14 protein-coding genes are annotated in these 24,524 nt (G+C 47.7%); 6 read left to right on the top strand and 8 right to left on the bottom strand.

Annotated elements, in window-relative coordinates:
* Positions 1–156 precede the first annotated feature (156 nt).
* The gene (locus C7475_RS03700) at positions 157–3,153 is read left to right on the top strand and encodes a SusC/RagA family TonB-linked outer membrane protein (protein ID WP_110051184.1); all 2,997 of its coding nucleotides are present in this window, start codon (positions 157–159) and stop codon (positions 3,151–3,153) included.
* Positions 3,154–3,184: 31 nt separating this feature from the next.
* Complete coding sequence (locus C7475_RS03695) at positions 3,185–4,501, top strand: RagB/SusD family nutrient uptake outer membrane protein (protein ID WP_110051181.1); 1,317 nt, start codon at positions 3,185–3,187, stop codon at positions 4,499–4,501.
* Between the two features lie 199 nt (positions 4,502–4,700).
* Here the strand turns inward: C7475_RS03695 and C7475_RS33110 are convergent, their stop codons facing one another.
* The 4 genes from C7475_RS33110 to C7475_RS03660 form a co-directional block, all read right to left on the bottom strand.
* Positions 4,701–8,309 carry a glycoside hydrolase family 19 protein gene (locus tag C7475_RS33110; protein WP_199236165.1) on the bottom strand — a complete coding sequence of 1,203 codons (3,609 nt, stop codon included), beginning with the start codon at positions 8,307–8,309 and terminating at the stop codon, positions 4,701–4,703.
* A gap of 425 nt (positions 8,310–8,734) precedes the next feature.
* Positions 8,735–9,472, bottom strand: coding sequence for an ROK family protein (locus tag C7475_RS03670; RefSeq protein WP_233259753.1), 738 nt, complete (start codon positions 9,470–9,472; stop codon positions 8,735–8,737).
* A 59-nt stretch (positions 9,473–9,531) separates the two neighbouring features.
* Positions 9,532–9,717, bottom strand: coding sequence for a DUF3606 domain-containing protein (locus tag C7475_RS32895; RefSeq protein ID WP_158286413.1), 186 nt, complete (start codon positions 9,715–9,717; stop codon positions 9,532–9,534).
* A gap of 357 nt (positions 9,718–10,074) precedes the next feature.
* Positions 10,075–11,751, bottom strand: coding sequence for a serine hydrolase (locus tag C7475_RS03660; protein WP_158286412.1), 1,677 nt, complete (start codon positions 11,749–11,751; stop codon positions 10,075–10,077).
* A gap of 131 nt (positions 11,752–11,882) precedes the next feature.
* On the opposite strand from C7475_RS03660, the gene C7475_RS03655 reads away from it, so the two are divergent.
* A complete protein-coding gene (locus tag C7475_RS03655; RefSeq protein ID WP_110051171.1) occupies positions 11,883–12,143 on the top strand; it encodes a SemiSWEET family sugar transporter in 261 nt (86 codons plus the stop codon).
* A gap of 16 nt (positions 12,144–12,159) precedes the next feature.
* Here C7475_RS03655 and C7475_RS03650 read toward each other — a convergent pair whose 3' ends face one another.
* From C7475_RS03650 to C7475_RS03640, 3 genes are read right to left on the bottom strand one after another with little or no spacing between them, the layout of a single operon-like run.
* Positions 12,160–14,094, bottom strand: coding sequence for a sialate O-acetylesterase (locus C7475_RS03650; RefSeq protein WP_110051168.1), 1,935 nt, complete (start codon positions 14,092–14,094; stop codon positions 12,160–12,162).
* Positions 14,095–14,113: 19 nt separating this feature from the next.
* Entirely contained in the window at positions 14,114–14,863 is a 750-nt protein-coding gene (locus C7475_RS03645) for an SDR family NAD(P)-dependent oxidoreductase (protein ID WP_110051165.1), read from the bottom strand.
* 23 nt (positions 14,864–14,886) lie between these two features.
* Entirely contained in the window at positions 14,887–17,031 is a 2,145-nt protein-coding gene (locus tag C7475_RS03640) for an alpha-glucuronidase family glycosyl hydrolase (RefSeq protein WP_110051162.1), read from the bottom strand.
* A gap of 591 nt (positions 17,032–17,622) precedes the next feature.
* On the opposite strand from C7475_RS03640, the gene C7475_RS03635 reads away from it, so the two are divergent.
* Positions 17,623–18,090 carry a hypothetical protein gene (locus tag C7475_RS03635; protein ID WP_110051159.1) on the top strand — a complete coding sequence of 156 codons (468 nt, stop codon included), beginning with the start codon at positions 17,623–17,625 and terminating at the stop codon, positions 18,088–18,090.
* Here C7475_RS03635 and C7475_RS03630 read toward each other — a convergent pair whose 3' ends face one another.
* Positions 18,091–19,128: a LacI family DNA-binding transcriptional regulator gene (locus C7475_RS03630; RefSeq protein WP_110051157.1), complete on the bottom strand. Its 1,038-nt coding sequence runs from the start codon at positions 19,126–19,128 to the stop codon at positions 18,091–18,093. It abuts the gene before it with no gap.
* A gap of 378 nt (positions 19,129–19,506) precedes the next feature.
* Here C7475_RS03630 and C7475_RS03625 point away from each other — a divergent pair, with 378 nt between their 5' ends.
* Positions 19,507–22,680 carry a TonB-dependent receptor gene (locus C7475_RS03625; RefSeq protein WP_110051155.1) on the top strand — a complete coding sequence of 1,058 codons (3,174 nt, stop codon included), beginning with the start codon at positions 19,507–19,509 and terminating at the stop codon, positions 22,678–22,680.
* A 15-nt stretch (positions 22,681–22,695) separates the two neighbouring features.
* Positions 22,696–24,516, top strand: coding sequence for a RagB/SusD family nutrient uptake outer membrane protein (locus tag C7475_RS03620; protein ID WP_158286411.1), 1,821 nt, complete (start codon positions 22,696–22,698; stop codon positions 24,514–24,516).
* Positions 24,517–24,524: the final 8 nt, after the last annotated feature.

Genomic DNA, 24,524 nt, shown 5'->3' with positions numbered 1-24,524 from the left:
GCTGAATGCTCCTGGCAGGGAACCACAACGCATTATTAACTGTTAAGTAAGCAGACATGACCTGTAGCAAGTTTAACACCAAAATCTAAGATCGCAAGACCGTACGTGAAACAGTAGCATTTATTTATCAATCATTATATCTAAATCGAACAAGCTATGCTTCTACCCAAATCCAGCTTGCTTGTACTGCTATTCGTATGTAGTACACTAGCATTATTTGCGCAGCAAAACCTTTCAGGCAGAATCAGGGACGCCGTGAATGGCAAGCCTATTCCCGGTGTAACTATCAGAATACAGGGCACCAACAGGGGAACTATTTCAGATGCCAATGGAACCTACAACCTGGCAGTTCCCGCAGGTAGTTCCACTTTATTAGTCTCTTTTACCGGGTACAAAACACAGACCCTCAAGGTTTCGCCGGGCAGTACTTCACTTGACATCACCCTGGAAGAAGACTTTGCGAAACTGGACGAAATCGTAGTAACAGGTCTGGCTACTACGGTGAAGAGAAGTAACCTCGCTAATACGGTAGTGACCATCTCCGCCAATCAGCTGTCTGGTACAGCGCCTGCGCAAACTTTTGACGCAGCGTTGAGCGGCAAGGTGCCGGGCGCCCTTATCACCGCTAACTCCGGTGCTCCCGGTGGCGGTATTTCTGTAAAGATGAGAGGTATCACTTCTGTATTCGGTAATTCGCAACCACTGTATGTAGTAGATGGTATCTTCTTCAATAACAGTAGTATCCCTGCCGGATTGAACGATGTAACAGGTGCTGCAACAGCTGGTAATCCCAATAACCAGGATAACCCTTCCAGCCGTATCGCCGACCTCAATCCGCAGGATATTGAGAATATCGAGATCCTGAAAGGCGCTTCTGCCGCTGCCTTGTATGGCGCTAAAGCGGCTGCCGGCGTGGTGATCATCACTACAAAGAAAGGCCGTGCAGGTAAGACAAGGATCAGTGCGAACCATGAAACAGGTTTCGCTAAAGTAAGACATCTGATGGGCGTGCGTGAACTTACTGCGGAAACAGCAGCTGATCTGGCGGGGCCTGCCAGCAGCGCCGATCCTGGAGTAATAGCCAGACGTGCGCAATACGCAGCACAGTATAATGCTGCTAAAAGCGCAGGTAAGCTCATCGACTATGAAAAGGAAATGTATGGAGAAACCGGTCTGATATTAAATACCGGCCTGTCATTAAGTGGTGGCGGAGACAAGACCACTTTCTATATCTCAGGTAACCGCAGGCAGGAAGATGGTATCGTTAAGAATACGGGTTATTTCAACAACTCTGTACGTGTCAATGTAGACCATAAGATCAGTGACCGTATTTCTTTCGGCATTACGACCAGTTACATTCATTCTAACGCTGACAGGGGATTGACCAACAACGATAATAACGGTGTGACTTACGGTGTGGCTTTATCATCTACTCCTACCTTTGTAGACCTGTTCCCGAACGCATTGGGCGAATATCCACGTAATACTTTTGCGGCCTCCAATCCACTGGAAACCCGGGATAAAATGGAAAACAATGAGGTGACCAACCGTTTTGTGGGTGGTGCTAACCTGGAAGTACGCATCCAGCAGAATGAGCGTTCTTCCACGCGTTTCATCGGCCGTGGCGGTCTTGACTACTTTAACTATAAAACAGCGGCCCTGTTCCCACGTGACCTGCAGTTTGAAGAAAATGCATTACAGGGTCATTCGATTCAGGGTAATACAAATAACACCAATACAAACCTTGCCGGTTTCCTGGTCAATACGTTCACTCCAAATGAAAATATCAGCCTGACCAGTACCGCAGGAGCTACCTTAGAAACCGGGTATCTCGACAACATCGTTACAGTAGCCACCAACCTTGTATCCGGACAAAGCAACCTGGACGCCAGCGCCAATACGGCTACAAGGCAATTCAGACAGAAGTACCGCGACAACGGTATTTTCGTACAGGAAGACCTGACATTAATTGACGCTATCACCTTAAGCGGTGGTGTTCGTTTTGACAGATCTACCAACAACGGAGATTACAAGAAATATTATGTATTCCCTAAAGGAGCCGTTTCCTGGAACCTGGCCAAAATGAAATTCTGGGATGTGAAAGGAGTGGAAAACCTTAAGCTGCGTGCAGCCTATGGACAGTCTGGTAACGTACCGCCTTACAGCAGTAAGTTCACAGGTATGCTGGGAAGTAATATCGGCGGATACCCTGGTATACTGGTAGATAATCTGCTGGGGAACCCGGATATCAAACCCGAAAGACAGTCCGAATTTGAAGCCGGTCTGGACGTCAGTGTACTGGATGGCAGGATCAATCTGGAAGCTACTTATTATAACAAACGTATCCAGGATGTATTGTTACGTCATGCTTTGCCAGGATCATCAGGTTATGCTAACGAGTGGAAGAATAGTGGTGACCTGAAGAACCAGGGTATTGAGCTGGGACTGACAGCTATCCCTATCAACACAAAAAATGTAAGATGGTCTTCTACCGTTAACTGGTGGCGTAACCGTTCCAAAGTAACCACATTGTTGATTCCTCCTTATGCTATCGGCGCGTTCGGTAACTCACTCGGTACTTTCTACCTGGAAGAAGGCGAACCTGCTACACAGATCAAAGGTACTGTGAATGGCGAGCTGAAACTGATCGGTAACTCAGAGCCTAAGTTCCAGATGAGTTTCTTTGATGAACTGACAGTGTTCAAAAACTTCTCCCTACGTTTCCTGATCCACTGGAAGAAAGGGGGAGACAATATCAACCTGACGCAATTGCTGACAGACCTGGGCGGTACTTCCTTTGACTATGATGAGATCTCTCATGGAATGAAACTCGGAGAATACCGTACCGGCGCTGGTGATGCTGGCGTCTATGTACAGGATGCTTCTTATGTACGTATCCGTGAGATAGGCCTTTATTACAATGTACCGTTGAAGAACACAAACTTCATCAAGGGCATACGCCTGGGGGTATCTGCTAACAACTTCTTTACCTGGACAAGTTATGTAGGATATGATCCTGAGGTATCCAACTTCGGTAGTAACACTATCACTACTTCTACAAGCCGTGGTAGTATTGGTTTGTCGACCGGTGTGGACGTTACTCCGTTCCCTGCTTCCAAAAGAGGTAGTTTCCATGTTGGTGTTGATTTCTAGATCATTTTCTGTCTGTTAAAAATTATTACATATGAAGAACTATTTCTCAATAATAACTGCTGCCTTCTTCCTGCTGACCATGAATGCCTGTCAGAAAGGAGAAATAAACAGTCTAAATACGCCTGTAGTAGGTGATATCATAAATAATCCGACCCGTAGTGATCTGTTTAACCTGGTAACTGGTGCTGAATCAGGTATGCGTAATAACTATGCGGTGTATCTTGACGGTCTCGGCGCCATTGGCAGGGAAATCTACCGCTTTTCAGGTTCTGAGCCCCGTTATACTACCGATATACTTGGCGGTGGTAGCAGGATACTGGACAATAATACCTTCTATCTGACTAACCCCTGGGGTTCCCGTTACCAGGTGATCAGGCAGTGTTTCATACTGATTGACGCGATAGGTAATGCCCGTCCGGAGATCGCTTCCGATGTACAGAAGAAAGCCTTCACCGGTTTTGCGAAGACGCTGATCGGTTATCAGCTGTTGCTGAACATCAATATGACAGATTCTAATGGTGCACGTATACCAGTGCCAAATGGTGCTACATTAGGGCCTGTTATCACAGATCCCGGGAAAGTAATGGATACCGTACTGCAATTCCTTGATGCGGGTAAAGCAGACCTGACAGGATCGGAAGTAATGTTCCCATTGTCAAATGGTTTTGCTGGTTTCAAAGATGCGGCAGGTTTACTGAAATTTAACCGTGCATTGGCTGCCAGGGTACATCTTTACAGAAAGAACTGGGCTGCTGCGCTGACGGCGTTGAATGAGTCCTTCTTTAATCTGAATGGCCCGTTGAATGATGGTGTATATCATTTCTTCTCTACCAACGGTGGCGATTTGCCTAATACGTTGTTCCTGGCTCCAAACACAAGCGGTGAAGTAAGAGGCCCACATCCTTCTTATACGACGGATATTCTTCCTTCAGATGACCGTATCGCTAAAACTGCACTGCGTACTGTTGCAGCCAGCCAGGGCGGATTGACAGTAACCCGTGATGTAGTGATCTGGAGCTCCCTGAACTCGCCGGTAAGTATTATCCGTAATGAGGAGCTGATCCTGATCTATGCAGAAGCGAAGTTACAATCTGGTGCTATTCCTGATGCTATTGTAGCTCTGAACCGTATCAGGACACAACACAACCTGACGCCATATGCCGGAGCCATCACGGTTCCAGCATTGACTACAGAGCTGTTGTACAACAGGCGGTATTCATTGTTCATGGAGGGCCATCGCTGGATAGACCTCAGACGTTATAATTTACTGAATACATTGCCGAAAGACAGACCTGACGACGATGTATGGGCAAAGTATCCATTACCACAGAATGAGAGCAATTTGTAGTTTTAGTCACCGGTAGCGCCGCAGGAGATCCGTCTTCTGCGGCGCTGCCGTTTTTACTTGTTACAATTTAGTGAGCAACGAGAGACCGTCTCGAACGTAGTTTTGGGGCGGTCTTTTCGCTTTATCTGATAACTTGTAAATGAAACAAGGCCGTCTCTCTCCAGGGACGGCCTTGTTAATGTGACGTGACGTGATCGTCTTATTGAATCACTATCTTATTGGTAACTACATTATGACCGTTGCTGATCACGACAATATAGAATCCGGCAGGGATTCCGGCAGTTGACACTTTCACTACGCCACCGTTGGCGGTTTGAGAAGCAACAACTTTCTTATTGAGGTCCAGAATGGTAATGCGTACCGGTTGTTTAGCATCAAACTGCCCCATAGTCACGGTAAAGGTGTTACCCTTGCCGATCGGGTTGGGATATACGGAAGCAGTAGCAACCTTGTTATCAGTTACAGGAGCTATTGCAGCAACTGTTGCAGTTCTTGCAGCTGCGTTGACAGCGCCCCAGTTGAAGGCTTCCCAGCCACCGATAGTAGCCCTGTTACAGTTCATTGCTTCTTCTGCATTTTCAGAAGATACATACATACCGTTATTACCTCTCAGGGAGATGGTTCCGTCTACGTTCTCGATCCAGTCAAATTTCTCCCAATCCTGGATAATTGTGGCGGCGCAGGTCATTGCTGCTGTACCGTTACCGGAGGTTACGTATTTACCCAGGTTACTTAGTGCGATCTTACCGTTGCCTGCATCCGTTACCAGGAACTGGTTCCAGCCAGCTACAGCAGTAGCGTTGCACCACATTGGGCCTACGCCGTTCTTAGAGCTCACATACGGACCGTTGAAGCCTTGCAGCCAGATAGTCTTGCCGATAGGAGCACCGGTAGCAGGAGGATTGGTTGGAGGATTTTCAGTATTACCACCACGTTGTAATACTACTTCGTGGATTGCACTCAGGAGAGAGTTAGCACCAGTTGCATCGTTGGACAGTTCCCAGATCATCACACCACCACCGTTGTCAAATGCAAGGTTGGTTTTGTTCTTCATAGTTGGGATACCGTTGTATCCTTCTCCATTGAACTGGTCAGCATTTGGACTAGCGCCCATCTGCAGCAGCTGCCAGAAAGGATACCAGCCATTCCTTGAATAGAAAGGAACGCCCAGTACGGCTTTCTCTTTAGGTAAGCCACGGTTTCTCCAGTAGTTCAGAGAGCTTTGTGCATAAGCGTAGGTAGAGTGGTTAGCACCATCAGCATCATAAGCCATGATGTTCAGGAAGTCCACAACAGGGAATACGCTGCTCAGGATACCACCGCCGGTACCGCCTTGTGCTACGATAGCTGCTGTAAGCAGTTTACCGCGGCTATGCATTGCGTTAGACAGTTGAGTCATGAGAGTTACGTAGTCGTTAGCAGACTGTGTGTTAGGGTCCGGGTATTCCCAGTCGATATCCACACCATCCAGGTTGTACTGGTTCACCAGTGCGATGAGGGCATTGGTAAAGTTAGTACGGCCGGTCGCGTTGCTTGCCAGACCGTGGAAACCGCTATCGTCAGCATTATTCCAGCCACCTACAGAGATCATCACCTTCACACCGTTAGCGTGTGCTCTTGTTACGAGGCTTTGCAGCTTGGATGGATTTTCCAGGGCACGCAGACTACCGTCTGCATTAGGCAGTATAAATGCATAGTTGATATGTGTGAGCTTGCTGTATTGTACAGTGTTCACATCGCCCTGCCATGAAGGCACGTAACCAATTACTTTGAAGTCGGTGGTAGGTGTAGGCGGTGTTACGGTTGTATCGCCACCATCTCCCGGATCGGTAGGAGGCGTGCTGCTTACTTCACCCCAGGTGAAGGCTTCCCAGCCCTGTGCGGTTGCACGGCTGCAAGTCATTGCTTTTGTTCCGTTCTCAGAGCTTACAAACATGTTGTTATTGCCCTTCAGGGAAATGGTGTTATCTGCATTCACAACCCATATGAACTTCTCCCATGCCTGGATAGTTGTTGCAGCACAGGTCATCGATGCGGTACCGTTACCGGATGATACATATTTGCCCTGGTTGCTCAGTGCAATCGTACCGTTACCAGCATCCACTACCAGGAATTGTTCCCAACCCTGTACGTCAGGGCGGTTACAGTTCATTGGTTGTACTCCGTTCTCAGAGCTTACATATTGACCGTTGAAGCCTTTCAGCCAGATAGTTTTGCCGATAGGCGCTGTAGAAGGCTGATTAGGTTCTTCCGGATCTTCAGGATCGGTAGGAGGATTAGTGCCATTACATGCACCTACTACTGCCCATGCCGAGCTTACACCCGGAATATCAGCAGCACCGGCCCACCACAGGTTACGGTAGATGGTACTGTTGTAACGCACGATAGTGCCGGCAGCAGCATAAGTTGCAGCAGCACTCCATGCAGGCAGACCTGCACAGCCTTCAAATGTCTGCGGATTCCAGATAGCGAAGGTTACAGTGGTTATTACAGAATCTTTACCAGGACGGATACCCACTGCTGTAGCAGTGTATGATTTATACGCAGATGGTGTGAACTGTACGGAAGTACCGGACAGACGCCTGCCATCTATCTTAATGAATACTTCAGAGATCTCACCACGGGGATCATTCTTAGATACCGATAAGGTAACTGCAGATAAAGAGCTTGTGCTCAATATGCCATTTGATGGAGAGGTGAATTTCAGGGAAGCGATCTTGCTGCATTCCTGTGCGTCAATCGCGAATGGACGCATGTTAGCACAACCACAGTTAACAGTGCTGTTACCGCCGTTCAGCTCAAGGCTTACGCCTTTGATGCCGGTGTAACGCTGGAAGTGACCAATACGGCTCAATACTTTGGTGTTTTCTGAACCACCGCCACACTCAATACCACCATTGATGATATTAACGGTGGCGCCAAAACCAGGACGCAGCCCCAGTGCTGTTTGTTCTGCTGTAGGCGTCCATTTGTTCGGGATCATTACATCATGGCAGGATGGTTTAGGGTACTGTTGTGTCATCCAGAACCAGATACCGGTTTCAAAAGCGATCACGCCATCCTGGATCACCTTTTCAGGATTAGCCAGCAGTACGTTCTTATCGCCGAAGATGAACTCACTCACCTGACCATAGTTATAGTTGTAGCTCAACTGGATAGGGCCACGGCCATGGTAAGATTTACCAGGTGCTGCAGGATAAGTTGCATCTGAAACAATATAACCAACGTTGTTGGTACCTTCAAAGCCTTGCTCTTCGCGGAAATAAAGGCCCCATGCATATTGGCCTCCAGGTGCTGTAGGCCAGCCACCTGTAGTTTCCTGTGAGATGTTGGCCAGGAAAGCACAGAGCTCACGCTTACGTGCTGCCAGGTCGCCTTCACCTGCGAAAGAAGCATAATCCAGTGTTTCTGTCAGGATGTTATTAGGAGAGATGTTGAAATCCGCATCTGTACGGATCACTTTTGATGCTCCTGTTGTTTTGTCGATACGGGTAAGACGGTAGGCATTGGTTCCGCAACGTCTTTCGATAATGATCTTGATGTTGCCCATACGGCGTACCGCTTCGGCAAAGTTAGCATAGGAATAGAAATCCTTTGCGGCAGTTGTAGGTAAGGTACCGGCGCCTGTACGGTCGTCCGGATTAAAACGGTGAGGGAAGAACGTGTTCCACTCAGACGCGGCCATCACATCACTAAAGTTCTGTGCATAGCCTGTGTTAGTTGCGGCAACGCAACTCAGGATAAAGGTTACGATAAAGCTTCGCCTGAGCCATCGTTTGATGGCCGGCTTCCAGTAATGGATTTTCATGGATATACTATTTGGTTTTCAGTGAATAGTCGATGTACCTTAGATTTTTTGATGATTACGGGATGGTGTGGCGCTACAGGCGATGCCTGCAGCAGATTTTTGTACAATGATCATTTGAAGTAATACATAGTTTCCTCTACCGGCAATTGCCTGTAGCAGATGTACAATGATTATTTTGAGTAATGATGGGTTTACCCTTTACAAGCTGGTGCCTGTATAGGTTATTGTACCGTGATTATTTTGAGTAATATTAAATAGCCTTCCTTTACCTGCTTACGTCATGTTTTAGTTGTGGTGTTTGTTTGCGCTCTGAATTTATCTGCAAATACTGCCCGCGGCGATCAACCGGCGGGCATGTATGCATACTATGACGTGCGACTTGCTATTTGGTACCTGTGTAAGGAATAATTTTTTTTGGTTCTTCGCTATCTTTTAGGATAGTTTGTACTGATGTGGTATTTGTCTTCCATGTCCCACAGCCGTGCGCCGCCTTTGATACCTTGTTTGTTGGTGAAAATATGAATGTTGTCATCAAGCGGCATCGTTAATTCGTCTGCACTGCCTCCGCCGATATACAGCCGGTCGTAATTGAAGACGGTTTTCAGGATGTCCAGCACGCGTTCCATCCTTTTGTTCCATTTCTCTTTTCCTTCTCTTTCAAGGGCCTTATTTCCGATATATTCATCATAATCGTGTTCCCTGGTCACCGGGTGATGCGCAAGCTCAAGGTGTGGCAGCAAATACCCATCTATGAGTAATGCTGTGCCGAAACCTGTACCGAGCGTTACTGCCAGTTCATATCCTTTACCGCTGACTACGCCAAGACCCAGCTGGTCTGCGTCATTAACCAGCCTCACCGGCTTGTTTAACAGGTCTGCTATCTGCTGGCCAAGATCGATATTCTTCCAATGTGGATTGCCCAGGTTCGGCGCTGTGTACACGACGCCATTACGAACATATCCCGGAAAGCCTACTGAGATCTTCTCATATTCGGGCATCTCCTTTACCAATGCTGATATGGTTTCCAATACGTCTGCGGGTTTTGCTTCTTTGGGTGTAGGCAACCGCTTGTATTCCATTTGCCATTCGCCCTTGCTGTTCAGAATAGTGCCTTTGATGTGCGATCCGCCTACGTCTATTGCTAAGATATGTCCTGTTGCCATAATATGAGATTATTGTTTAAAAAAGCCCTGCGTAATTTACGCAGGGCATGTTATTGAAGTTACTTCAGATTTTGCAGATATTTAATGACATCTTCCCTTATCGGGCCTTTATTTTTGATGGCGTCTAATACCTGTTTGTGTTCAAGATGTGGGAATAGTCTGTGAACATATTCCACCTCAGCAGGGTCATTGGCGTCGATCCTTATCCGGTCCTGCTGACCGACGTTGGTTTTGTTATCAGACATGGTGAAAGTGTTTTGGTTAGAAAATACTTTTAAATATCTGATCAGAGATTGTGCCACTTGTTTTCGTCGCTTTCGGTTTTGGTAGGATTGTGGTCGCGTTTTCCGTTTGTTGGATTTGTTTTCGTCGCTTTTGGTTTCAGGTAGGATTGCGGTCGGCGCCTCTTTGGTTGGATGTCTATTAAGCATTTTCAAGCGTATGGGCTGTTGGATCTCTATTGGGGGGGCATCAAGCGTGTCTCAAAGAGCCGGAGGCCCGCAATTCCTACCTGAAACCGGCAGCAACTTCGGAGTTCCTATTATGGATGCTTCAAAAAGGATCAGTTATACTCAGCATAGCACTTAGTTTTCTTGTACTCCTTATTCCTGTTTTTTGAACAGGATGTTCTTTATCCTTCCGTTGGATAGTCTGAAGCTGGTTATGTTGCCTGTTCCTGTTTTTAGGAAGTTAATGGTGCCGTTATAACTGCTGAATTTATCGGCGATGGCCATGTCGGGCTGGAATTCAAAGTCGCCCAGGCGCATATGATGGGCTATGAGTTTACCGCCTTTAACGGACAGTTTGTACGCTGTTTCCAGCTCTTCGCTGTAATAAGTGCCTGCATAACGCTTGAGCTGCGATGAATCAATTGTGATGGGCTCGACTCTTTTGGCGATGATGTTCCGATATTTGAGGGCGCCTGCTTTTTCTTTTATGTCCCTGAATGTAACTGATGAAGAATATGCAGGGACCCATAATACAGTGTCTGATTTTATATCTGTAGGGAACTTATATTCGCCATTGGCCTGTACCATCATGCGGTCGTTTTCGAGGGTGAAAGTCACGTACCAACCTTCTCCCAACTGGTAGCTGCCGGTGTATTTTTTTAGTAGCGACTGGTCGCCTTTGATTGTTGGCAAATTACTTAGGTTTTCGCGTGTCGGACCGGCGGTTAGAGGTAGTTTCTCTTTCAGGAACAATCTTGCAATGGCTTTGGCGCTGCCATTACTATCGAAGTTGCCATCGTTCCCAAGCAGGATAATTGACAGTTTCTGGTCCGGGTAATTGGATATGATGGTGCGAAATCCTGCCCAGCCGCCATCGTGTGAAATATTCGTTACACTATTGCGATTGTCCTTGTCTGCGTTATTTATCTTAGATACTTCCACTCCGTATGCATAATTGATGGGGAGTTTGTTATTTAGGCTATCTGTTTCAATCATCCTTAGAAAAACAGGGTTCTTTTTGTCCAGTTGCGCCTGGAAATAGATCACCCATTTGGAGAGATCTTCAACGGTTGTAAATATTGAACTCGAACCTAAAGCGGTAAGGGCGTCGTTACTTTTGTGATACTCTCTTCCGTTGTGGTAGTATGAGGAGGCCAGACGCGGGATTATCTGTGAGTGATCGTCTTGTACGATAGTGGCATTCATCTGTAAAGGAGAAAAGAGATGTTCTTTCATCCAGTCGGGAAATGATTTGCCGCTTACTTTAGCTACCAGGGCTGCCAGCAGGTTATAACCGGTATTGGAGTAGGAGTATTGTGAGCCTGGTTCAAAATCAAGCTCACGTTGCTGTTTCACCATTCTTAGAATGTCGTCGAAGCTAAAGGTTTCATCCCATCTCCATCCTGCTGCATGTAATGTGGCAGGCCAGTCTCTTAGTCCGCTGGTATGGTGGATCAAATGGCGTATCGTGATCGTTTTGCCAAATTGTGGTACTTCAGGGAGGTACTTACGAATATCATCATCCGGAGAGATCTTTCCCTCCTCTATCAATGTTGATATGGCGAAACCGGTGAATTGTTTTGATACGGAAGCAATGTCAAAAACGGTATTGGGAGCTACGGGAATGTCGTATTCCAGGTTGGCGGACCCATAGCCTTTTTTGAATATGATCTGTCCGTTCTGTACGATAAGCACTGCAGCCCCCGGAGTGCCTGGGCGGCTGTATCTGGAGAACAGTTTGTTAATGTCAGGCTCCAGGGAGTCTGGTATCTGTTGTGCAATACCCTGCACATAGCTTAGCAATAAAACAACGAGGAGATATTTCTTCATAATGCTGGTGTTGTAAAGATGGCGATATGCTTCCTTAATGACAACTGAGATAAAGAAAGGTTGCATACGATTATGCCCGGGACTGTCAGAATTGGCATTGTTTTGTTGTTGCTAACAGATAAACCGGGATTATGGAATTTATTGAGATACTGGGTTTTGTAGCAGGCATGTGCACTTCTTCTTCTATACTTCCGCAGCTTATCAAGACGCTAAAGACAAAGGAAGCGCAGGATGTATCGGTATTCATGTTTATTGTTATGATGACGGGGAACAGCCTGTGGGTCTATTACGGATTTGACAAATCGGACCTTCCCATCATTTTAACCAACTTCCTCGCACTGGGATTAAATATTGCAATGCTGGTACTTAAGTATAAGTACAGGCACAGCTGATATACGGGCTATGAGTCTAGAAATTGTCGGTCCTGAAAGGAGATGCCGGCAATCCTTCTTTGTTATAGAGATTGGCGCCTTCCGGATTGTCGGCCCAGGCATAACGTACGGCTACAGGTTTGCTGATGGCCTCATGCCAGACGATGACCTTATTGCCTTTGATTTCTGCATGCGCCCATCTGAATTGCTTGTCAGGGCCTGCGATGGCAAATTGTTTTAAGGGACCGTTTTTAGCTATAAGACCGCTGCCGGTATTGATGAATTGTATAATGATCTTGTGCCCTTCGGATGTCATGTTCTTATACAAAGGACCTGAGCTGACCACAAGACTGTCTTGATAGGCAAGTTTACGTGCTGCCAGAGCTAAACGTTTGCCCACGTCTTCTTTGTTGAGGGGATGGATATCATTCCATTCGCCGATGTCAATGGCTACTGCCATGGCTGTATTGGGAACAGATAATGCCTTCAGCTGTGATTCCCTTAAGAGTGCCCAGTTGCTGTTTGTTGGCTGGGGATGACTGACCATATAGTTTGGTAACTGTACATATAAAAACGGAAAGTTCTGCATGGGCTGCATACCGGTCCATTTCATCCGCCAGTCTTTTATGAGGGTTTCGAGTAGCGTTTTATATGCGGTTGGATTGTCTGAATTTGCTTCTCCCTGGTACCAGAGCACTCCCTTCATAGCAAAGGGCAGTAATGGCGCTATCATGGCATTATAGAGCCCCAGCGGCTGTGTGTAGAAGGGAATGGATGGTGGTATAGGATCGGTGGATGCGCCCAGCTGGTATTGCCAGGGACCTTCCAGGTTGATAGTGTCGGTGGTAGTGAACAGCTGATAAACCTTGTCTTTGTAAAAGCCTCCGTTACCGCTGTAGTTGATCACCCGTACGACGATGGTATTAGGGCCTTCCTTCAGCATGCCGGCAGGAACAGGGTATTTCCGGGGCGGGTATTGGTATTGCGTAGCGCCGATAAGGTGACCGTTGAGGTATACGGAATCCCTGTCAACGATATTGCCGAGGAACAGTCTGGCGGGTTGACCAGTCATAGCTGCGGGAACCTGGATGGTCTTTCTGAACCATACGGAGCCATGTATGTTTGTTAATCCCTGGTCATGCCAATAGCCTGGTATATTCATTGTATTCCAATTTTCCGGAACATAACTGCTGTCTGACCATTGTGTGGTTGTTTGTATTCCCTTATCCTGCTTCCATAAGTGGTAATACCAGTCGTCGCTGGCTTTTTGGTCTGCCTGGCGGATACTGTCCATGTACCCTGGTTGTTTCAACCTAAGTACATTAGCGTATGCGGGTGTTCGTTGCAGGGCTTCTTCGCTTATCCATCCTTCTATGGTAGAGCCTCCGGCGGCTACCTTGATGATGCCGATGGGAATGTTGTATTGTTCGTAGATGGTTTTTGCAAAGAAGTATGCAACACCGGAAAATTGTAATACTGTTTGTGGGTCTGCCATTTCCCAGGAGCCTGTCTGGAAGTCGTCCAAAGGCCGTTGCCATTCCATCCTGGTAGCAGGATTAAACGCCCGGATATTGGGATTGTGTGCTGCAGCGATGACAGCAGGGTATTTGTCCTTTAATCTCGACATCGGGGTTTCCATATTGGATTGCCCGGAGCAGATCCAGATATCACCGATAACGATGTTCTTAACGGTGATGTGATTGCTGCCATCGATGGTGAGGTCGTAAGGGCCGCCGGCTTCCATGGGTGGTATGGCCACCTGCCAGCGGCCGTCTGCAGGAGTGATCGTTTCGTATTGCTTGCCGGCGAAGCCGAGGAGGACCTTTTCCCCGGCGGTAGCCCAGCCCCAGATGTTTAGCTGGGCCTCTCTCTGTAGTACCATGTTGTCGCTGATCAGGCGTGGCAGGCGAACCTGTGCGCGGACAGAACAACATATTACAATGGAAAGCAGCAGTAAACGAAGCGTCTTCATAAACGTGATATATGAAAGTCTAGAATCCAATTGAATTACCACCATCTACCGGCAGGATGACGCCAGTGATGTAACGGGCGGCATCCGAAGAGAGAAAAAGCGCCGCATCAGCAATGTCCATAGGTTGGCCCATGTGGCCCATGGGCGTTCTGCCAACGGCTTTCTTCTTTCTTTCAGGATCGGCATTCAGTGCTTTGGCTGTCATAGCAGTTTCAATAAATCCCGGGGCGATTGCATTGATGCGGATGCCTTTGGGAGATAATTCAACCGCCATGGCCCTTGTCATGCCGTCTATTGCCGTTTTGCTGGCACTATAGGCAATTACCCTCGGCATACCATATTGGGCCGCCATTGAGCTTATATTGATGATATTTCCGCTGTTCCTGGGCAACATATGTTTCACTACTTCCCGTGAAATAGAGAATACAGAACAGAGGTTAGTGGTGATGATCTGCTGGAACTCTTCGTCGGTGATCTCAATGAAATCCTTTTTCATATTGATACCGGCGTTGTTCACTAAGATATCGATATGCCCGAATTTATCAATGACTTTTTTGATAAGCGATGGAATGGTTGCCAGATCGCTGACATCATGGTTGATCGGATAACAGAGCTCTCCTAATTGTGTTCTGGCAGCCTGCAGCTTCTTTTCATCCCTGCCCACGATGACGGTGTGAATACCACCGGAGATGAATTTTTCCGTGATAGCCAGTCCGATGCCTGAACCGCCGCCTGTTACAATTGCTACCCGTTTGTTTACTGTATCCATATCGATCTGTTTATTAAGGTGTATCAGTTCCCTGGTGCATAAGGGAAACGTTCTTGTTGATAATATCCGAGTGTATGGTCCGGTTGTTCATATCCTGCCGGGAAAGGCATTCCGGAGAATGTCTGAAAATAAAGCAGGCATGCATTCCTCCACCAGATGGCATCTTTGTGCTGAATGGCCAGCAACATTTCTACCTGGTGGAATCTCTCCGGATCAATATGTTTCTTTAACTGCCTCCATTGTTGTTGCATGGCGCTGACGGAGTCGACGCCTTCCTGGTATTTATGGCAAAGCTCATTCCATAAGGTTCTGCCGGAATGCATTTTATGCTGCCAGCTGACATGATGGAACCATAGCAGGTATTGGTCGCTGCAGGCGTTGCTGTCGGCATATAACTGACGTACGGCAGGTTGATACTGTTGCAGTGCGTTAGAGCCGGAGGCTGTCCTGTCGAAGCCGACCCCTTTCGCGTCTGCTTTATGATAATATACAGGGTCCCAGTCTGGCCTGGGCGCTTTATTGCTCCAGGGTGCAGGGCCGTAGTGATGTCCATTTCCCATGATATGATGCAGGCCAAGTGGCGTCATATAGTTAACAACAGCCTCACGGGAGGTTAGCATGATGTTCCTGATAGTGTTGACCACTGTTGGGTCATTGCTGAACGTTTGACGAATCCATTCTGAGGCGATCTGTTCGCTGCTCAAAGAGTAATCCCATGAAAGTCTGCCGAGCGCATACCAGTTTGCCTGACCGAAAGGATGGTTTGTCCAGTTGCGTTCATTACCGATATTGGCTACTCCTGCGATACCGGAAAGCGTATGATCGTTGAGGGTGCCGTCTACGATCTTTGCCACTGTGCTGTTTTTTCCTTTGCTATGTGTATCTGCATCCAATACTTCTTTGAACAGGGGTGCTTCGTAAACGAGGTGTGTGCCCTGGCCGAGGTATTCCTGCGTGAGCTGGAACTCCATCATCAAAGGTGTTTTCGGCATAGCGCCGAACAGGGGAGAGAAGGGCTCTCTTGGCTGGAAATCGATGGGGCCATTCTTTACCTGTACCAGTACGTTCTTACGGAATTTTCCATCCAGCGGAGTGAATTCATCATAAGCTTGTTTGAAGCGATCATTTGCCTCGGGGTCGTATACAAAGGCTCGCCAGATAACGATACCTCCAAGTGGCGAGAGCGCGTCTGCCAGCATATTAGCGCCGTCAGCATGCGTGCGGCCATAGCTTTGCGGGCCTGGTTGGCCTTCGCTGTTTGCCTTAACAAGAAAGCCTCCAAAGTCGGGGATCATGGTATAGATCTCTTTAGCTTTGGCTTGCCACCATTGGCGTACGGTATCGTTTAGAGGATCGGCGGTATTCAGGTGTCCGATCTCCATCGGCGCACTGAATCGGGCGCTGAGATATACTTTGATGCCATACGGGCGAAGTACGTCCGCCAGCGCAGCTACCTTGTGGAGGTAGGGTGCTGTAAGGACGGTCGCGTTGGCATTGACGTTGTTGAGTACTGTACCGTTAATACCGATAGAGGCGTTTGCCCGGGCATAATCGATATAACGGTCATCTATATACTCAGGCAAGGTATGCCAGTTCCAGATAGAGATACCAGCGTATCCGCGTTCAACATACCTGTTAAGGTTATCCCAGTGGTTCAGCAGTCTGAGTTTAACACGGGGAGTTGAGGTGATATTCAGGTTTGCAACAGGTTGCAGGGTCTGTATCAGGCGGAGAAAATGGAAGGCACCGTAAAGCACGCCTATATCTGTATTGGCTGTGATGACTGTACAAACCTTCCCGGCAACTGTCCTGGACGTAATGCGGAAACCTTCAGTCCCAAGTTGCTGGAGATCATCCTTCGGGAATAATTTCAAAGCTGCAAGCGTTGAAGTTGTGCCAACGATGAGTGTGTTGTTGACAGGTTGTCCGTTGGTGAAAGGTATGTGCGCTTGCAGTAACCCATTCAGGCCCTGGTCTAATTCTTTCTTTACCGCATCCATAACAAGGGAATTGCCAGCTATGTGAATAGCAGCGATGGTTCTCCTGTAGGTGGATAACAGGGCGTTATTGTCAATCCGTTTATACCGGAGCCAGAGATCATATCCGTCTTCGGCCCGTAAAGGCTGTATACAGCACAGTAAGAGCATCAGCAACAGTGTGTTTTTCATAACGGGGCTGTTGGTTGAAATAAAAATTACAATCGGTTGCGTAAAAGTCGGTAAAAGAATTTTAATTACAAAGATTTGTTTTTGGGGAGCGGGGATATGTGTGGCGGATTGTTTGGTGTTCAATGATATGCTTTGCGGGTTCATTTGTTTGCCGGTGGGGGTGTTGCGTGTTCAAACGTTTCCCCGGTGGCGTTCGTGTGTTTCGTCGGTAGGGGTGTTGCGTGTTCAAACGTTTCCCCGGTGGCGTTCGTGTGTTTCGTCGGTGGGGTGTTGCGTGTTCAAACGTTTCCCCGGTGGCGTTCGTGTGTTTCGTCGTAGGGGGTGTTGCGTGTTCAAACGTTTCCCCGGTGGTGTTCGTGTGTTTGCCGGTGGGGGTGTTGCGTGTTCAAACGTTTCCCCGGTGGTGTTCGTGTGTTTCGTCGGTAGCGGTGTTGCGTGTTCAAACGTTTCCCCGGGGTGACAACCCCGTGGAAACAAATTGGGCTCATTTGTTTCATCCCAAGTCAGAAACAAGCGGGTAGCGGATTACATGGATATTTTTGTCCCCATGATTTGTATATAAAACAAGAGTTCCATTACTTTGCAGCCGCTATGTCAGAATTGTTTACGAATTTATATAACGCGTATTTCACCCTTAGTGGGGCTGATAAATACATTATAGGTAAGCAGCGGAGGATTGTAAGTCAATCCGAGAATGCTTATCTGCTGCACCTGGAGACGAGGGATGTAACTTATCTGAACTGGTTCTATGGTAACCCGACCTGTGGATTGATCAGTGAGAATGAAGACTGGGCCGTAATGGCGGGAGATTTTGAACTGACTGTCTGGTATGAAGGGGAACATGATGAAGAGGAAGTAATAACGATCGATACAGATCCTGTATTTGATATGCGCCAGAAAGATGAGGAGACGGTAGAACTGCTGGTGGGTATATTATACCTTGATGCGGCTGTGTGGGAATTGAATATAAAGACAATGCAGCTGCGGAGAACAGCTCATTATACAGATTATTTCAACAGGGAGTATCTCAGCAAATGCACTATTGTGGGAGCGTTGTAGTTATTGCTCCCTTTTTCCGGAGGATGCTCTGATAATCAGTTCAGATCTCAGTACGATCGTATTCGTGTCGGTGATGCTGGCGTCTCCGTTAAGGTGATTGGCAAGTGCTGTCACAGCGGCCTGCCCCATATTATAGCCAGGATAGTTCACGGTGGTGAGGTTCGGTTCTATCACCCTGCTGATCGGATCATTATTGAAACCGGCAAAGGCGATTTCTTCGGGAATGCTGACGCCGGCGTTCTTGAGGGCGATCATACAATATACGGCGGCAGTATCGTTGGCGCAGAAGACGGCTTCGGGCCTGTCTTTAGGTTTCAGTTTCAGGAGCTGTTTCGCGATGTCTGTGCCGCATTCTTCGGTAAGATTGCCTGTCATGACCAGCTTCTCTTCAAAAGGCAGTTTATGGTCCTGTAATGCCTGTTTATAGCCTCTTAATCGTTCGGAATATACATTCAGTAACATATTGCCACCCAGGTGCATAATGCGTTTATGGCCTTGCATAATAAGGTGCCGGGTAACCTGGTAAGCGGCCGTGAAGTTATCGATGATGATACTGGTGCTGTCAGGATGCGCGGCTACGCGGTCAAAAAAGATAACCGGGATCTTTTTGTTAAAGAACACATCAAAGTGACGGATGCTTTCTGTACCATAGGCGAGAGATACCAATAGCCCGTCCACTCTCTTATTGAACATGGTCATCACGTTCTCCATTTCCTTGTCGGCCTGTTCCAGCGACTGTGCTATGATCAGATTGTAACCTTCCCTGCTGGCGGCGTTCTCCATGCCTGCCAGTACAGACGACATGAAATTACTATTCAGCCTGGGAACAATAACCCCCAGCGTCTCGGTACGCTTGCTGCGAAGACTGCTGGCAAAGGTGTTGGAGCGGTAGCCCAGCTGGCGGGCCGCTTCAGCGATCTTCTTGCGCGTCTTTATATTAATGGTGGGATGGTCCTTCAGTCCGCGGCTGACCGTAGTAGGCGAAATGTTCAGATGTTTGGCTATATCGTAGATCGTGATTTCTTTTTCTTCTGACATGACAAGGATGTTTCCTGTACAAATAAAAGTAGAAATATTTTATCTAAAAAATACAATCGGTTGTATTTTTTATTAAAATTGCTATATTCGTGTCTGAAAAGACAGACAAAAAGATTCCACAAATGTAAGCACATTCTTAAGGGTTCCACGAAATAAACGAAAGAAGGCTCGTGCCAACGGTTTAATGAAAAACAGACAGCTCATTTCCCGCCTGCTCAAGGCTATAAGCAACCCTTTACTGTGACTTCATAAAATTACCGGCAGATTTGATCGGCTGCGGCATGACCGGCTGCGCTGAAGTGTTCACGTTATCCAGACAGGTATTGATTGCGGTGGGATTACAACCGATTTCATTTACATCTAACAAAATACGGGAAAATGGTCAATTTACATTTACAATGCTATAGGGGGAAATGGCGGAAGTATACGGCTTTCTGGCTTGCCGTTATGCTTATTTGCCAGCTTGTCATTCCTGCGGTAAGTCTTGCTCAGCAGGATAAAACAGTAAAAGGCAGGGTTATCAGTGACCTGGGGACACCGGTTATCGGCGCTACGGTACAGGTGAAGGGTACAGTGAATGGTACCGTGACCAACGTCAGCGGAGAGTTTACCATTACTGCCGGCCCGCAGGCCGTATTGGTCGTTACAAGTATGGGATTTGGAGAGAAGGAAATAGTGGTCGGCGATCAGACAACTATCACCGTACAGTTATTGCCTGTTTCAAAAGATATAGGAGAAGTAGTGGTGATCGGTTATGGTACGCAGAAGCGTAAAGATGTGACAGGGTCTGTCGTTTCCGTAAATGAAACCACCCTCAGAGAAGTGCCCGTAGCCAACGTACAACAGGCATTACAGGGGCGTGCCGCCGGTCTGGAGATCCAGCGTGCAGGTACCACGCCCGGCGCAGGTGCGCAGATCAGGATAAGAGGTACAAGATCGATCAGTGGTTCCAATGAACCCCTGTTCGTTGTGGATGGTATTCCGTTTGAAGGTACGCTCAACGATCTGAACCCTGACGATATCGCTTCCATTGATGTGCTCAAGGATGCTTCTGCTACTGCTATTTACGGCTCAAGAGGTGCGAACGGTGTTGTTATCGTTACTACCAAACGTGGTAAGAGCGGCGATACCCGTGTGGCTTACAGCGGCTATCATGGCTTCAGTAAGGTGGCGAATAAATACCCGGTGTTTAATCCGCAGGAATACCAGACCATGCGCGATACTTCTACCTGGGGACAAGGTTACATGCCGGAAGAACAGAAGTCTATCGCCAGTGGCAGAAGTACCGACTGGCAGGACCTGATGTATGGTACCGGTTATCGTAGCAATCATAACCTGACGGTATCCGGCGGGCACGCCGGTAATACCTTCTCGCTGGGTGGCGGTTACTATAAAGAGGAGGCAGTAGTGCCAGGACAGGACTTTACGCGTTACTCACTGCGTGCTACTATCGACAGCCGTATCGGTAAACGTATCAAGGTGGGTATCACGACTATTAACCAGGTGGGCGTGACCAATGGTTCACAATTCGTGGCACAGAACACGATGTTCCCGACGCTGGCAATGAGCCCGCTGATGCCTCCATACGATAGCGCCGGCAATGTGATCCCTTTGCCGAATGGTAATATCGATGATAACAATTATCCTACTTATAGTCCGTTGTTGTTGCAGCGGAACAATAATAACTGGGTGGATAAGATCCGCAGGATGACTTCCAATAACAGCTTGTATGGCGAGTATGAAATATTAGAGGGTTTGCGTTACCGCGTGAACCTGGGTCTGAGTTTCAGGCAACAGGAGAACGATCAGTTCCAGAGTGCCAATACACCTGCCAATCCTGCGTTCTTCCGTGGTTTCAAGGGCAATACGGCTTCCGTGTTCAATGAAGAGGCATGGGGTTATACATTGGAGCACCTGTTGTATTACGACAAAACTATCGCCAAGAAACATCGTATCAGCTTTACTGGTTTGTACAGTGTACAGGAGAACCACATGCATTCTACTTCCGTTTCTAAAGATTCCATTAATGAAGATTTTGTACAATTCTATAACCTCTCTCAATCCAATACAACGCCCGCTGCTGTAGTAGATGGTGATGAAAGTTCATGGGCCTTGTTATCGTATATGGCGAGGGTGAACTATGTGTATGACGATCGTTTTATGCTGACACTGACGGGACGCATGGATGGTTCTTCAAGATTATCTCCCGGACAGAAATGGCATTCTTATCCGGCAGTATCGGCGGGATGGAATATCAGCAGGGAATCATTTATGAGTAAGGTGAAGTTCCTGTCTGACCTGAAGATCCGTGCAGGATGGGGACAAACTTCCAATCAGGCGGTACTGCCTTATGCATCGCTGGGGCTTGTGACCAACGATAACTTCCTGACTGCTCCGGGTAATGTGATCAGGTATAACTATGGCGGTACGATCGTAACAGGGTACCAGGTGGCAACCTTACCTAATCCTAATTTACAGTGGGAGTATACGCAAACACGCAATATCGGGGTGGACTTTGGTTTGTTTAACAACAGGCTGACAGGATCACTGGATTACTATTATGCGAAGACCAACAGGATACTCTATAGTGTAACGCTGCCGCCTACATCCGGTGTGTCCGGCGCTTATCAGACGAACATTGGTGAGATGCAGAACAAGGGTTTAGAGTTCACGGCATCATCAGTAAATATCAGATCAAAGAGCGGGTTCTCCTGGAGCACTGACCTGAACCTGTTCTTCAACAGGAACAAGATCCTGAAATTAAGTAACCAGGTAACGGAGGATGTGGCTAATCAGTTGTTTGTTGGTCACCCGATGTCGGCTATTTACGATTATAAAAAGCTGGGTATCTGGCAAAGTAACGAAGCTGCTGAAGCAGCGACTTACGGCGCTATTCCGGGGCAGATCAAGTTTGAAGATCATGGTGGTCCGGAAGGTAAACCTGACGGGCAGATCAGCGCATTGTACGACCGTTATGTGATTGGCAGTATGGAGGCACGTTTGCAGGGTGGTTTGACCAACAGGTTCTCTTATAAGGGCATTGATCTGAGCATTGTGATGTATGCACGTTTCGGCGGAACGCTTATCAGCCAGGTGCATCAGCCGAATGCTGCTTACCTGACCGTAATGGATGGTAAGCGTAATGGTCTGAAGGTAGACTACTGGACGGAAAGCAATCCTTCCAACTGGTTCCCGAAACCACAGGCGACTATCAGCAATATCAGTACTGCATGGACCACGCTGGGATACTACGATGCATCTTTTGTAAAGATCAGAAGCATCAACCTGGGATATACATTCAATGGTCCTTTGCTGAAACGGTTGAATGCACAGGCCGTACGTTTTTATGTGACGGTAGATAATGTTGCTACTATATTCTCTCCATTCTTTGATAAGACAGGCGTTGATCCCGAGGGGACCGGCGTAGGTACACAGGGTGTGGCCGATCCGGGCAATATCCGTCCGAACACTAACGGGAACGGTTCTATTACAGTGGGCCTGGGCACGCCGCCAATGAGGACTTTCACGCTTGGAGCCAATATCTCACTTTAAACCATTAGCATGCATATGAAGCCTATATATCAGTTTCTAACGATAATGGCCGGCGGATTACTGTTAACAGTGACCGGCTGTAATAAAAAGCTGGAGGAGCGTCCTTACACCGTGTTCTCTCCGGAGTATTTCAAAACACCGGCAGGATTACAGAATGCTGTCAATGCGCTGTATTCAGGTATGCGGTACAACTATGGTCCGGAGGGCGCTGTAGCCATTGCCGTATGTGGTACAGATGAATATACCTATGCAGAGCAGCCTCGTAACGGCGCTGGCGGTACGCAGGATTTTCTGACGTTGGGGAACTATACGCTGGACTTTGCGAACGGGGCTATTCTCACTCCCTGGAACAGGAGTTATTCGAATATCAATCTGGCGAATGCGATTGTGCAGTATGCACCGGAAGTACCTATCAGTGAAGATCAGCGGAAGGTGATACAGGGAGAAGCGAGGTTCTTAAGAGCAGCTTATTACCTGCTGCTTGTACAGCAGTTTGGCGCAGTACCGGTAGATCTCGGGAACGGGGACCTGGTGTTCAATGAAACGGCTTTCCAGGGTTTCAACAGGTTGCCGGTTGCAGATGTATTGGTGAAGGATTATAACGTTATTATAGAAGACCTGACCTTTGCCAGTGAGAACCTGCCGGATAAAAGGCCTACCAATGCCTTTAAACTGTCCAAATCAGCTGCTTTACACCTCCTGTCGAAGGCTTACCTCTCCCGGGCGTATTCCGCGGCAAAACAGCCCTCAGATTTCACGAATGCCTATAACACGGCAATGGAGCTGATCAACAACCAGGCGTTTTATGGTGTGGCGTTGCAGCAGAATTATGCGGATGTGCACAGACCGGGCAATGATTATAATGCGGAGATCTTGTATGCGGTGGAACGTATTCCCGGTAACAACAATGCGAATGAAGTAGGTAACCCGAACAGCATTGGTGGTGGTATGAAAGGGATTGATGCTAATAATGATTTTGTAGGTGATTATACTTCTGTGAGAGCGCCTGAAGCTTCTTCCACGACACAGCCGATATCCGCCAGGACGGTGCAGTACGGCAGACCGATACGACGTTTTTGTCCGACGCCCTGGCTGTACAATGTAGCCTTTGCAGATAAAACAAATGACAGCCGTTACGACGGGACTTTCCGTACGGTGTACATTGCTTCGGTTACAGGCGGTGGCTTTACTGCGAATGTAGACACTGCCTTTATTATGGCGAAGACCAACAGGATCGCTGATTCACTGAATGGTATATCGCCCGCAGGGCCTAAACTGAAACCATACCGTGTGATAGCTCCGAGAGAGTTTTACCTGATCGGTGGTTCGATAGATCCTGTGGTGACGAGGAACATGTATCCCAGTCTGAGTAAATATGAAGACCCTAATAAACTGGCGGCTAACGACCAGGGAGGAAGGCCTTTCGTTGTCAGCAAATTATCCGAAGTATACCTGATCGCGGCGGAAGCGGCGTTAGGCGATAATCATCCTGCGGATGCAGTAGGTCTGATCAATGTGTTAAAACAACGTGCAGCGTATCGTCCGGGATTGAGTGAAAGTGAAGTGACGGCAAGGTACAATGCTATCAGGGTGAATGATGTGTCGCAGATCACGCTGGACTTCATACTGGATGAGCGTACCCGTGAACTGTGCGGTGAAAGCATGCGCTGGCCGGACCTGGCGGTGAGGGGTAAACTGATTGAAAGAGTGAAGGCGTACAATCCGGACGGTGCCGCCGGTATCAAGGATTTTCACGTGTTGCGGCCTATTCCGAAAGGACAGCTGGACGCGGTTGCTGATATGAATAAGACACAATACCAGAACGCTGGGTATTGATCATTGAT

Source organism: Chitinophaga sp. S165 (genome assembly GCF_003182155.1).
Classification (GTDB): Bacteria; Bacteroidota; Bacteroidia; order Chitinophagales; family Chitinophagaceae; genus Chitinophaga.
This window is presented reverse-complemented; position numbering and strand designations above follow the sequence as displayed.

What these genes read in the sequence shown, in the direction of transcription:
- C7475_RS03700 (WP_110051184.1), top strand. Translation starts at nt 157, where the DNA reads ATGCTTCTACCCAAATCCAGCTTGCTTGTACTGCTATTCGTATGTAGT.
- C7475_RS03695 (WP_110051181.1), top strand. Translation starts at nt 3,185, where the DNA reads ATGAAGAACTATTTCTCAATAATAACTGCTGCCTTCTTCCTGCTGACC.
- C7475_RS33110 (WP_199236165.1), bottom strand. Translation starts at nt 8,309, where the DNA reads ATGAAAATCCATTACTGGAAGCCGGCCATCAAACGATGGCTCAGGCGA.
- C7475_RS03670 (WP_233259753.1), bottom strand. Translation starts at nt 9,472, where the DNA reads ATGGCAACAGGACATATCTTAGCAATAGACGTAGGCGGATCGCACATC.
- C7475_RS32895 (WP_158286413.1), bottom strand. Translation starts at nt 9,717, where the DNA reads ATGTCTGATAACAAAACCAACGTCGGTCAGCAGGACCGGATAAGGATC.
- C7475_RS03660 (WP_158286412.1), bottom strand. Translation starts at nt 11,751, where the DNA reads ATGAAGAAATATCTCCTCGTTGTTTTATTGCTAAGCTATGTGCAGGGT.
- C7475_RS03655 (WP_110051171.1), top strand. Translation starts at nt 11,883, where the DNA reads ATGGAATTTATTGAGATACTGGGTTTTGTAGCAGGCATGTGCACTTCT.
- C7475_RS03650 (WP_110051168.1), bottom strand. Translation starts at nt 14,094, where the DNA reads ATGAAGACGCTTCGTTTACTGCTGCTTTCCATTGTAATATGTTGTTCT.
- C7475_RS03645 (WP_110051165.1), bottom strand. Translation starts at nt 14,863, where the DNA reads ATGGATACAGTAAACAAACGGGTAGCAATTGTAACAGGCGGCGGTTCA.
- C7475_RS03640 (WP_110051162.1), bottom strand. Translation starts at nt 17,031, where the DNA reads ATGAAAAACACACTGTTGCTGATGCTCTTACTGTGCTGTATACAGCCT.
- C7475_RS03635 (WP_110051159.1), top strand. Translation starts at nt 17,623, where the DNA reads ATGTCAGAATTGTTTACGAATTTATATAACGCGTATTTCACCCTTAGT.
- C7475_RS03630 (WP_110051157.1), bottom strand. Translation starts at nt 19,128, where the DNA reads ATGTCAGAAGAAAAAGAAATCACGATCTACGATATAGCCAAACATCTG.
- C7475_RS03625 (WP_110051155.1), top strand. Translation starts at nt 19,507, where the DNA reads ATGGTCAATTTACATTTACAATGCTATAGGGGGAAATGGCGGAAGTAT.
- C7475_RS03620 (WP_158286411.1), top strand. Translation starts at nt 22,696, where the DNA reads ATGAAGCCTATATATCAGTTTCTAACGATAATGGCCGGCGGATTACTG.